We start from the raw sequence: 11,682 nt of genomic DNA on the forward strand, positions 1-11,682 counted from the left end.
CAAGGTTCTTAAGCTCGCGCAGTAATGAGTTCCGTTGGTTCTATTCACCCTTCATCATAGTTTTTGCGCCAACCGACGCATGGTGGAAATATATCCGGCGTCGATGGACTCGTGATCGGGGTGCTGACCATCTTCAATGACCTTTTGACCAGCAACATAGACGGCAATGATTTCTGCCTGCTGACCCGAGAACATGTGGAAATCCAGCACGGCTCCGGGCGACACCGCCGCCATCAGACCATTCCTATCGTAAGACAGTTCTACAAAATCGGCACGGCACCCTTCTGCGATACGGCCGATATTGCGCCCGGCTGCACGCGCTCCACCTTGGGCGGCGGCTTGCCAGAGATAACCGCCAACATTGGGCATGTCCTTGGAGCACATAACATTGCGCTGCCGGTGCAGCAGGCGCTGACTATATTCCAGTGTGCGCAGCTCCTGAACTGCCTGGGTACAGATGTTGCTGTCCGAGCCGATACCAAAATGGCCATTTGCTGCCACGAAATCGACCGCCCGGAAAATCCCGTCTCCAAGATTTGATTCCGTCAGCGGGCACAGACCCACGGTCGCGCCCGAAGCGGCAATGGCCGCAACCTCGGCATCATCCAGATGGGTGGCATGGATCAGGCACCACGCGGCGTCAATCTGGACCTGGTCCATCAGCGCCGAAACAGAGCGTTTGCCACTATGGGCGATACTGTCTTCCACCTCTTTGGTCTGTTCGGCCACATGGATGTGAACTGGACACCCCGGCAACTGGTCTTGCCGAAGCTCCATAAGCCATGACATTTCATCCTCGGTTACGGCGCGCAGGGAATGCGGCGCGATTCCGAGGTTAAGCTTTTCATGCTGCTGCTTCAGGGTTTCGATCAGCAAAGCGTATTGATCACGTGTGTTGGTGAATCGCCTCTGAGCATCTTGCGGAGACACGCCACCGAAATTTGCGTGTGCATAAAACACCGGAAGATGCGTCAGGCTGAGGCTCGTTCGATCTGCAGCAGAGACAATAGCAGAAGACAGCTCCTCAGGTCGGGCGTAGTACGCTCCATCCTCTTCGTTGTGCAGATAATGAAACTCGACAATCTCGGTATAGCCGCCTTTGAGCAATTCCATATACAGCTTGGCAGTGATTGCCTGCAGGTCCTCGGGCGATACGTTATGAGCGAAATAATACATCATTTCGCGCCAGGACCAGAAGCTGTCGACCGGATTCCGGCGCACTTCTGATAACCCCGCCATCGCGTATTGAAAGGAATGACTGTGCAGGTTGGGCATGCCTGGCACAACCGGGCTTTCAATCACCGGATAGGCGTTGGGATTGTCGTCCGCGACCAGTGCTCCGAACTCACCAGATTCCGTAACGGTTACGGAGATATTGCTAAGCCAGCCCTGGTCCGTCAGTGCCTGTTTGAAATGAAATCCAGTTGTCATCCACTTTCCTTTACTTGGATGCCGTATCGGCGAGTCTGTTTGGGTCATCCACGGGTGGTGTTAACCTCATCCAGCAACGCGGTAACAAGGTTCTTGATCGCGGCGCCAAGCATCTCTGCCTTAGGGGGCACAAGGTCCCAAGGGGCGTGCTCGATCATATAGGTGGACTGTGCAATTTCGAGTTGCAGCGCATGAATGTTCTGGTCGGGTTGGCCATAGTGCCGGGTAATATAGCCTCCCTTAAAGCGGCCGTTTTTGACAAAGCTGTATTGGCCGGACCCCAGCGATCTTTCGGCGCAGGCCTCAAAGCGCGCGGCTGTGCTGGCCCCGCTATTTGTGCCCAGATTCAAATCCGGCAGCACCCCATCAAACAGCCTTGGCACCTCGGAACGGATGGAATGCAGATCCAACAGTATGCAGGTGCCAAACTGCGCCCTGATCCGCAGAATCTCAGCCTTGAGCGCCTGATGATACGGTGCCCAATAGAATTGGATGCGCGCCTTTGTCTCTTGCCCATCTGGCTCTTGCCCTTCCAGATAAAGCGGCTGACCGTCAAAATCGATTTGCGATATCAGGCCGGTTGTCGGACCGGAATAAAGCGGCGCGTCATCAGCTGAACGGTTCAGGTCCACCACATAGCGCGAATACTGCGCCGCCATGACACCCACACCCAATTCGGCACAAGGCAGCGCCAGCTTGTCCATGTGCCAATCCGTATCCTTCAGCTCCAGCGCGGCGGGTCGCAAACGGCGTTCTACCTCCGGATGCAGCAAGGTTCCGGCATGTGGGACATTCAGCAAAATCGGCGTTGAACCCGCCTTAAACGTCATCAGATTCTGAACAGCCATCGCGTTCCCTTTGTTTGATGTTCTGTCAGCCCATAATTCGGCGGACCGACGAAAACCGACATTTTTTACCGCCCCAAAAGCTGGACTCCGGTCAGATCAGAGATGCGTCGTCATCCGGTATCCCGGCGCAAAGTAAAGCTTGGCATATGTCACCGGCGCGCGACGCAGCCAGGTAATGCGTTCGGCAGTAAAGATCGGGTCGCCAGGTGGCGTGTCCAGGAACTTGGAGATTTCACCATCAGCCTTGGTCGCCATGAAACTAAGCTCCAGATTGCTGAATGGCACCCTGTTAACCAACCAGTCATTCGGCCCCGATTGTTCGAAACTTTCCTCCAACACTTCAGGTACAACGTCGGCAACAATCCATCGCACCTCAAGCTGAAACGCTACGTTGTCGGCATAATGCATACATCGCAGGTGCAAGACGTCCTGCTCTTTTTTCAGGTCGAGGCGTGATGCCAGCCAGGACGGTGCGGGTTGCACCTCTCGGTCCACCAAAGAGTACCGATAGGCCGCACCGGTGGCCGTTATCTCGTCACGCACCAAAGGGATCGCAAATTGCGCCTTTCTGATGGGAGAATTCAGAACCCGCGTGCCGGCCTTGCGTTTTCTTTCCAGGTATCCTTCTTCGGCAAGCTCTCTCAACGCCCGGTTGACCGTTGTTCGTGTACTTGAGAATTCAGCGGCCAAATCCATCTCGCTTGGCAAAATGGAATCCGGGCTCCAGATACCGGTTTGGATTCGATCCAAAACCACCTGCTTGATGTCCCGAAAGCTCATGTTCCCCTGAGGTCTTGCCATAAAACTCCCCAACTCAAAAACCAGCCTTATTTGGCTTATACATACACATAAGACATCTGCAATGAAGCATGTAACTCTGCCCCGCACCTAAGACCTCCACCTAATTTGACTCCAAGAAGGCGGCTTCGGCGCGATGCCTTTCATTATTTTGTGTACACATTATGCAGTAATCAGTATACCTATTTCAGAAGCATTGCAACTTGGGATCAGATTCTCATGACTGGTAAAACAACCCTTCGTGGCGCAAAAATTGCAACACAAGCCAGCCAGCAGGGCCCTTATGGGCTAATCGAGGATGGCATCATCGTAATATCAGGTGAGTTTATCGAATGGGTCGGACCCAGACGCGATCTGCCCGATGAATATACCGAGCTTGAGGCCGAGGATCTGAACGGACGCCTTGTGACGCCCGGTTTGATCGACTGCCACACCCATGTTGTATTTGGCGGCGACCGCGCCCAAGAGTTTGAAATGCGCCTGAATGGTGCAAGCTATGAACAGGTTGCGCGCGCCGGAGGCGGTATTAACGCAACCGTTCAAGCGACACGGGCCGCCAGCCTGGAAGAGCTGATAGAAAGTGCATTGCCCCGCGTCGACGCGATGATCCAAGAGGGCATGACCACTATCGAAATCAAGTCCGGCTATGGGCTAGAACAACAGACAGAGCTGAACATGCTGCGCGCCGCGCGCGAAATTGGAAAACGTCGCCCGGTTTCTGTTCAAACCACATATCTGGGCGCCCACGCGACTCCGCCAGAGTACAAGGGGCGCGATGACGCCTATATCGACGAGGTCGTCATTCCGACCTTGCGGGCCGCCCATGTAGAAGGGCTGGTCGATGCGGTTGACGGATTCTGCGAAGGGATCGCCTTTCAGCCCAAACAGATCGCCCGTGTCTTTGACGCCGCCGCTGCCCTTGGCCTTCCGGTTAAACTGCATGCCGAGCAGCTTTCTAATCTGGGCGGGGCACAGCTTGCCGCCTCCTATGGCGCATTGTCTGCGGATCATATCGAGTATCTTGACGAAGACGGCGTGATCACCATGGCCCAGGCGGGAACAGCGGGCGTAATCCTGCCCGGTGCGTTCTATACTCTGCGTGAAACGCGTCAGCCTCCGATTGAGCTGCTGCGCAAACACGATGTCCCAATGGCACTGGCAACCGATTGCAATCCGGGATCATCCCCCCTGACATCTCTTCTTCTGACCATGAATATGGGCTGCACGCTGTTCCGCATGACGCCAGAGGAAACACTTGCGGGCGTGACCTGTAACGCCGCGCGTGCCCTTGGTTTGAGTGATCGCGGTATGATCGCCGCGGGTCAGCGGGCCGATCTGGCGGTCTGGAATGTGGGCCGTCCGGCCGAGCTTTCTTATCGTATCGGGTTCAACCCGCTTCACAAACGCATCTTTGGAGGTCAAGCGTGACAACTCTCACTCTGGCGCCCGGGCAGGCTACTCTGCCTCAGCTTGAAACCATCTATTGGGATGAAGCCTCGGTCATACTTGATCCGACGTGTCGTCCTGCGGTCGAGGCGGCCGCGAAACGGATCGCTATCGCCGCTGCGGGTGATGTACCGGTTTATGGCGTCAACACAGGTTTTGGCAAATTGGCCAGTCTCAAGATCAAATCTGAAGACACCGCCACTTTGCAGCGAAATCTGATCCTCAGCCATTGCTGCGGCGTAGGAAACGCGATGCCCCGCCGGATGGTTCGGCTTATGATGTCTCTTAAGCTATTGAGTTTTGGCCGTGGCGCATCTGGCGTCCGCTGGCAACTGATCGAGCTTATGCAAGACATGCTGGAAAAAGGCGTCACCCCTGTTGTTCCAAATCAAGGATCGGTTGGCGCGTCAGGCGATCTGGCACCTCTTTCACATATGACCGCAGTGGTGATCGGTGAGGGAGAGGCGGAATATAAAGGCGAAATTCTTCCGGGTGCCGAGGCGCTTGCAAAGGCTGGCCTGTCCCCGATCGAGCTTGGCCCCAAGGAAGGTTTGGCCTTTATCAATGGCACACAGTTTTCAACGGCCTATGCGCTTGCCGGTCTGTTCGAAGTCTGGCGTGCTGTGCGCAATGCGCTGGTCATCTCGGCCATGTCCACCGATGCCATCATGGGTTCAACGGCTCCGCTGCAGCCCGAAATCCATGCGCTGCGAGGACATCGTGGCCAGATCGAAGCGGCAGGTTCGATGCGTGAGATACTGGCGCAATCCGAAATTCGAGAAAGCCACCGGGATGATGATACACGTGTTCAGGATCCCTATTGCATCCGCTGTCAGCCGCAGGTGACTGGTGCGGCGATGGATGTCCTGCGACAGGCCGCACAGACCCTTTTGATCGAAGCGAATGCTGCAACAGACAACCCACTTGTGCTGACCGAAGCGGATATGATCGTGTCCGGTGGTAATTTTCACGCGGAACCCGTTGGGTTCGCTGCTGACATGATTGCGCTGGCATTGTCCGAGATTGGCGCGATCAGTCAACGGCGTATTGCTCTGATGGTCGATCCAACGCTCAGCTTCGATCTTCCGCCCTTCCTGACGCCTGAACCCGGATTGAATTCCGGCCTGATGATTGCCGAGGTGACGACAGCCGCTTTGATGAGCGAGAACAAGCATCTGGCCAACCCATGTGTCACCGATTCAACACCCACCTCCGCCAATCAGGAAGATCACGTCTCGATGGCAGCGCATGGTGCGCGGCGGCTGGCCCGCATGGTCGAAAACCTCAACCATATCCTTGGGGTCGAGTTGCTCTGTGCCGCGCGTGGCATCGAATTCCGCGCGCCCCTCCAGACCAGCCCTTTGCTGCAACAGGCCATCGCACGGCTGCGCGAGGATGTTTCGAGCCTGCAAGAGGATCGCTATATGGCGCCCGATCTGAAAGCGGCAAAGGAATTGGTCGCGTCGGGTGCGTTGCTGAACGCACTGAACGCCTCTTTGCCGGGCCTTACCTGATGGCGGTCTTTGCCATGATGGCGCGCGACCGCAGCCGAGACACATGATTGAAAACTTCAATGCCCTTGCCCTGTCGGGCTCTATCCAATCTGAAGGGAATGATCGATGAGCGATCCTCGTAAGAACAGCCGGGACATCTATCCGCCAACCGGGACCGAACTGAATGCCAAAAGCTGGTTGACCGAAGCACCACTGCGGATGCTGATGAACAACCTGCATCCTGACGTGGCAGAAAACCCGCACGAGCTGGTAGTATATGGCGGCATTGGCCGGGCCGCGCGAACCTGGAAGGATTTCGACCTGATCGTCGACAGCCTGAAAGACCTGGAAGCGGACGAAACCCTGGTCGTGCAGTCGGGAAAGCCCGTCGCCATCGTCAAAACCCACAAGGACGCACCGCGCGTGCTGATTGCCAACTCGAACCTGGTGCCGCATTGGGCGAATTGGGATCACTTCAACGAGTTGGATAAGAAAGGTCTGGCGATGTATGGCCAGATGACTGCGGGTTCCTGGATTTACATCGGGTCGCAGGGCATCGTCCAAGGCACCTATGAGACCTTCATGGAAGCAGGACGCCAGCACTATGGTGGCAGTCTGAAAGGCCGTTGGATCCTGACCGGGGGTCTGGGTGGTATGGGCGGTGCTCAGCCACTGGCTGCTGTGATGGCGGGTGCCTGCTGTCTGGCCGTGGAGTGCGACGAGAAATCCGCCGATTTCCGACTGCGCACGCGCTATGTCGACGAGAAAACCCACAGCCTGGACGAGGCGCTGGACATGATCGACCGCTGGACCAAAGCGGGCGAAGCCAAATCCGTGGCGCTGATCGGAAACGCCGCCGATATCTTCCCCGAAATACACAAGCGCGGCGTCAAGCCCGACATCGTCACCGATCAGACTAGCGCGCATGACCCGATCAACGGATACCTGCCTCAAGGTTGGACCGTAGCCGAGTGGCGATCCAAGGCTGAAACCGCTCCGAAGGAAGTGGAAAAGGCAGCCCGCGCCTCGATGAAGGTGCAGGTCGCGGCGATGGTCGCCTTTCACAATGACGGTGTTCCAACCGTCGACTATGGCAACAACATCCGGCAAATGGCGCTTGAGGAAGGTCTGGAAGACGCCTTCGCCTTCCCGGGCTTTGTGCCTGCCTATATCCGTCCGCTATTCTGCCGTGGCATTGGCCCGTTCCGCTGGGCGGCCTTGTCGGGGGACCCCGAGGACATCTACAAGACCGATCAAAAGGTCAAAGAACTGCTGCCCGATAACACGCATCTGCACAACTGGCTGGATATGGCGCGCGAACGGATCGCATTCCAAGGCCTTCCTGCGCGTATTTGCTGGGTTGGTCTGGGTGACCGACATCGCCTGGGTCTGGCGTTTAACGAGATGGTCAGAACGGGCGAGCTAAGCGCGCCGGTGGTCATTGGTCGTGACCATCTGGATTCCGGTTCAGTCGCCTCGCCCAACCGCGAGACCGAAGCGATGAAGGACGGGTCTGACGCGGTCTCGGACTGGCCTCTGCTAAATGCACTGGTCAACACTGCCTCGGGCGCGACATGGGTATCTCTGCACCATGGCGGTGGCGTTGGCATGGGCTTTTCCCAGCATGCGGGTGTGGTGATCTGCGCCGACGGCACCGATGATGCTGCCAAACGCCTGGAGCGCGTTTTGTGGAACGACCCTGCCTCGGGTGTGTGGCGTCACGCCGATGCGGGTTATGACCTGGCCAAGGATTGCGCTCGTGAACACGGGCTGCGCCTGCCTGGAATTCTGGGAAACTAAGTTTGGATCAAGCGGAACAGATCCCGGCCATTCATTTGTGAAGGCCGGGATTGAACGATCACCAAACACCGTGCGCGCCGGTTGCTTTTGGAAACGGTGATCTAATGGACAAAGCACAGCGTATTGAACGCGCGTCTCCAGGCTGAAACCTCGGAGGCAATCGGCGCGCCCTGCAGACCTTGTTTGATCAACCCAGCCAGACGATCCGCATCGCCTGCGGTCATCCCCCAGCGCACAAGCTCAGGCGTGCCAATTCGCAGACCGTTCATATCACCTTCAACCGCCGCCACTGGCAGACCGATGCCGCAGGCAAGGAACCCAGCTTGGCGTAAGGTTTTTGAGGCCGCTTGCCCGCCCCCGAATGGCTCGGCCAGCACAGCGAACTGGTGAGAGTTGGTAAAGCCCCCGGCCCCAGCGAACACAGGCACATTTTGTGCATCCAAAGCCGCAGCCAATGCCTGCGCCATAGCGATCATCTCTTTCGCATAGGCCGCGCCAAAGTCTTTCCAGTCCAGCATCGTGACCGCAAGTGCGGCAGTTTTCGCCGCATCGAAATTGGCCGTCATGCCGGGAAAGGCGATAGCGTCCAGCGCTTTGGCGATTTCTGCATCATTCGAAACGATCAGCCCACCTGCAGGGCCACCAAGGCTTTTATAGGTGCTCATCGTCATGAAATGCGCGCCCTCGGCCAGCGGGTTGGACCAGGCGCGCCCGGCAATAATGCCGCATTGATGGGCCGCATCGAACATGACCTTGGCCCCGACCTCATCGGCGATGGACCGCACTTCGGACACGGGATGCTCGAACAGGTTCAGGCTGCCACCAATCGTAATCAACTTGGGCCGCTCGGCCCGTGCCAGCGCCCGCAGTTGGTCCAGATCAACGGTATAGCCATCGGCATTCACCGGGGCCTCTATCGTGCGCAAGCCGTATAAGCCGGCGCAGCCATCGACATGATGCGTCACATGCCCGCCTAGGGATGCGGGCGGCGCAATGATTGTGTCGCCCGGTTTGCAGGTGGCCATAAAGCCATAGAGGTTGGCAATCGCACCAGAAGGCACACGAACCTCGGCGAATTTGGCATCGAACACATCCGCGCAAAGCTGGGCCGCGATCACTTCGATTTCCTCGATCGCTTCCAGTCCCATTTCGTATTTGTCGCCGGGATACCCCAAAGAGGGGCGCGACCCGATGCCAGAGGATAATAGCGCTTCGGCTTTCGGGTTCATCACATTGGTCGCAGGGTTGAGGTTAAAGCACTCTTCCTCATGGATCACTCGGTTCTGCTCGGCCAGCTGCTCGATACGGGCCAGCAGATCGGCAGACGTTGCGGACGCCGTCGTGGCCGCTATGTCCTGAATCAGGGTTTCACTGGTGCTCGGCACCCAATCTCGTTGTGCAAGCGTCATTGGACGTCCTCCGTTTTGCAGCATGGTGGCAGCCATTTCGTGACAGCGCAAAGCAGATTTGCTATTTCTTGGCGTAGAAAAACTAAGGCTTGAAATGAGTGTCATGCCCAAACGCCCGAAAGGGCCCCCGCTGAATGCAATGCGCGCCTTTGAAGCTGCCGCACGTCATGTCAGCTTTGTCGCCGCCGCTGAGGAATTGAGCGTCACGCCCGGAGCGATTTCGCAGCACATCAAGACATTGGAGGGCTGGGCAGGTACCGCGTTGTTTCGGCGCAACGCGCAGGGGGTGGAACTGACCAAGGCCGGGGCTTCGCTGGTGGCTGAATTCTCTGCGGCGTTCGACGGGTTGGCCGAGGCGGCGCGTGCCCTCCGCAACCTCAAACCCAACGCCGATTTTCATATCGCCGCCTTGCCATCTGTTGCGCAGCTTTGGCTACCAAAACGGCTAAGCCGGGTCAGGGCGCAGTTTCCGCATATCAATTTTTCGGTGACCGCGATGGAAAATCCACCCAGTCTTGATCGGGAATTGTTCGATCTGGCCATATTCATTGGCGAACCCGATGCTGAGCCCGAGCAGATTTGCATCTGCCCCGATCTCATCTCTCCGGTCGGCGCGCCTAGCCAGATTGAACGTATGAACCACTTTGGCGACACCGTCCTTCTGCATGACCAGACCTGGAACGACGATTGGACAATCTGGTCACAGAACACGGGAATTGAACTGCAGGATGCGCAGACCGGGCCGCAGTTCTCTCTGTACAGCCTGGCCGTGGAAGAAGCGAAGGCAGGTGCGGGTATTCTGATGGGGCATCTATGTTTGCTTGAGGATGCCTTGGCAAGCGGCGCTCTTAAGTCTGCAAGCGAATACACCTGCCCAACGGGCCGCTTTCTGTTCGTCCACATACCTGGCGCAACGCGGCAAAGGCCCGAAACGCAACAGGTCGTGGCATTGCTGAACGAAGGTAGTGCCTAACAACCGGCCTATTCTGCGGGCTTTAGATCCAATCGCATGAAGGCGCTGTTGGGGTCGGCCTCATAGCCGTAGATCGGGCCGCAATAGGAATAGCCCAGCGCTTCATACAGCCTGCGCGCGGCGTCGTAGTAGGACAGATGATCGGCGCCCGTCTCAAGAACCAGCGCCGAGGTCCCTTCGACCCGTGCGTGATCAGCAAGATGGGTCATCATCACTCGCGCCAGACCGCGGCCACGTGCGGTGGCAAGGATATGCACGGATTTGACTTCGGCGGTCCCATCCGGCAGCGCCTTGAGCGCGCCGCAGCCCAGCACCTTGTTACCCTCATACAAAGCCCAGAACCGCATTCCGGGCCCAGCCAAGGCACTGGCATCCATCGTGTGATTGCTCTCGGCTGGCCCGGCGGTTTCGCTATGGGCAAAATGCGCCTCGACCACCGGGCGCAATGCGTCGGAGGTTGGGTCAGCCTCGCGAATGTCGATCATTTAATGCGTCCAGGGTGCGCGCCGATCGGTGGCAAAATTCTCGCCATAACCGCGCGCGCGCAGGTTCGGCTTGCGTTTATGCGGTTCACTGACCTGTGCGTCGATACCGTTGTCCCTGGCGTAATCCAGCGCCTCTTCCTTGGTGTCGAAATTCAGACGCACCTGGGTCTGGGTGTCACTGGAAGACGTCCAGCCCATCAACGGATCAACCTCGCGCGTGGATTCTGGGGCATATTCCAACACCCAATGCCGGGTCTTGGCCGTACCCGATGTCATCGCATTCCGCGAAGGCTGGTAGATCCGTGCGCGCATGTCGCCTCTCCGTACTCACTTGGCTGAAGTTGTTTATGCGTCAGAGCGAGGCCTGGGACAAGGTGGCAAATGTCGCGGAGGACAAGGATGTTCTGATGACGAAAACTGTCATTAGGGGAATGGTATAATCATTCAAACGCCACAACAAGGACAGCAAGATGATCCACCACGAACGCAGCCTCGACATTGATACCCGACCCGAAGATATCTGGGCCATTTTGAGCCGGTTCATGCATATCGACGATTTCGCCCCGCAGGTGACATCAGTAGATGCGCTAACACAAGGTGCGGATGGGGTGGGATCGAAACGACGATGCCATTTTGAAAATGGGACGTCTCTGGTAGAAGAAGTCACGGATTGGCAAATCAACCGGGGCTACCGTGTCCGCTTGTCTGAGATGTCTGCAATGCCTCTGACCCAAGCACATGCAGCAATCGCCGTTGAACCCCTTGCCAACAACCAATCCAGAGTAGTCTGGAGCATGGATTATCAAATGAAGTTTGGTCCATTGGGATGGCTGATGGGGCAGACTGTGCTGAAAGCGATGATGGGGCGTGTCCTGGGTGACAACCTGAAAGCGCTTGAAGAAAAGGTGCGTTCGGATCAAATACCGGATCATCGGTTTGCGTATTACTGAAACTGCCGTTTCTAGATCGGATCAGGTCTTGCAGTTGGACAAAATAAGA

Annotated in this window: 11 protein-coding genes; 5 read left to right on the forward strand and 6 right to left on the reverse strand. The window is 57.0% G+C overall.

Going from position 1 to position 11,682, the window contains the following annotated elements:
• Positions 1 to 54: 54 nt before the first annotated feature.
• From AC2FH2_RS05500 to hutC, 3 genes are all read right to left on the reverse strand, one after another.
• A complete protein-coding gene (locus AC2FH2_RS05500; RefSeq protein WP_496823111.1) occupies positions 55 to 1,431 on the reverse strand; it encodes a formimidoylglutamate deiminase in 1,377 nt (458 codons plus the stop codon).
• Positions 1,432 to 1,475: 44 nt separating this feature from the next.
• The gene (gene hutG, locus AC2FH2_RS05505; protein WP_496823112.1) at positions 1,476 to 2,279 is read right to left on the reverse strand and encodes an N-formylglutamate deformylase; all 804 of its coding nucleotides are present in this window, start codon (positions 2,277 to 2,279) and stop codon (positions 1,476 to 1,478) included.
• 96 nt (positions 2,280 to 2,375) lie between these two features.
• Complete coding sequence (gene hutC / locus AC2FH2_RS05510; RefSeq protein ID WP_246097191.1) at positions 2,376 to 3,080, reverse strand: histidine utilization transcriptional repressor HutC; 705 nt, start codon at positions 3,078 to 3,080, stop codon at positions 2,376 to 2,378.
• Between the two features lie 216 nt (positions 3,081 to 3,296).
• On the opposite strand from hutC, the gene hutI reads away from it, so the two are divergent.
• The 3 genes from hutI (at position 3,297) to hutU (ending at position 7,816) form a co-directional block, all read left to right on the forward strand.
• A complete protein-coding gene (gene hutI / locus AC2FH2_RS05515; RefSeq protein ID WP_281972488.1) occupies positions 3,297 to 4,505 on the forward strand; it encodes an imidazolonepropionase in 1,209 nt (402 codons plus the stop codon).
• Positions 4,502 to 6,037: a histidine ammonia-lyase gene (gene hutH, locus AC2FH2_RS05520; RefSeq protein WP_496823113.1), complete on the forward strand. Its 1,536-nt coding sequence runs from the start codon at positions 4,502 to 4,504 to the stop codon at positions 6,035 to 6,037. Before hutI ends, hutH begins: the two co-directional genes overlap by 4 nt.
• A gap of 105 nt (positions 6,038 to 6,142) precedes the next feature.
• Entirely contained in the window at positions 6,143 to 7,816 is a 1,674-nt protein-coding gene (gene hutU / locus AC2FH2_RS05525; RefSeq protein ID WP_496823114.1) for a urocanate hydratase, read from the forward strand.
• A 101-nt stretch (positions 7,817 to 7,917) separates the two neighbouring features.
• Here the strand turns inward: hutU and glyA are convergent, their stop codons facing one another.
• Positions 7,918 to 9,225: a serine hydroxymethyltransferase gene (gene glyA / locus AC2FH2_RS05530; protein WP_496823115.1), complete on the reverse strand. Its 1,308-nt coding sequence runs from the start codon at positions 9,223 to 9,225 to the stop codon at positions 7,918 to 7,920.
• A 103-nt stretch (positions 9,226 to 9,328) separates the two neighbouring features.
• Here glyA and AC2FH2_RS05535 point away from each other — a divergent pair, with 103 nt between their 5' ends.
• A complete protein-coding gene (locus AC2FH2_RS05535; RefSeq protein ID WP_496823116.1) occupies positions 9,329 to 10,198 on the forward strand; it encodes a LysR family transcriptional regulator in 870 nt (289 codons plus the stop codon).
• Between the two features lie 8 nt (positions 10,199 to 10,206).
• Here AC2FH2_RS05535 and AC2FH2_RS05540 read toward each other — a convergent pair whose 3' ends face one another.
• Positions 10,207 to 10,683, reverse strand: a complete 477-nt coding sequence (locus AC2FH2_RS05540) for a GNAT family N-acetyltransferase (RefSeq protein WP_142635670.1) — start codon at positions 10,681 to 10,683, stop codon at positions 10,207 to 10,209.
• A complete protein-coding gene (locus AC2FH2_RS05545; protein ID WP_496712094.1) occupies positions 10,684 to 10,995 on the reverse strand; it encodes an ETC complex I subunit in 312 nt (103 codons plus the stop codon).
• A gap of 158 nt (positions 10,996 to 11,153) precedes the next feature.
• On the opposite strand from AC2FH2_RS05545, the gene AC2FH2_RS05550 reads away from it, so the two are divergent.
• Positions 11,154 to 11,633, forward strand: a complete 480-nt coding sequence (locus AC2FH2_RS05550; protein ID WP_271948305.1) for an SRPBCC family protein — start codon at positions 11,154 to 11,156, stop codon at positions 11,631 to 11,633.
• Positions 11,634 to 11,682 lie beyond the last annotated feature (49 nt).

The sequence above is a fragment of the Ruegeria sp. YTSA105 genome, assembly GCF_059610225.1.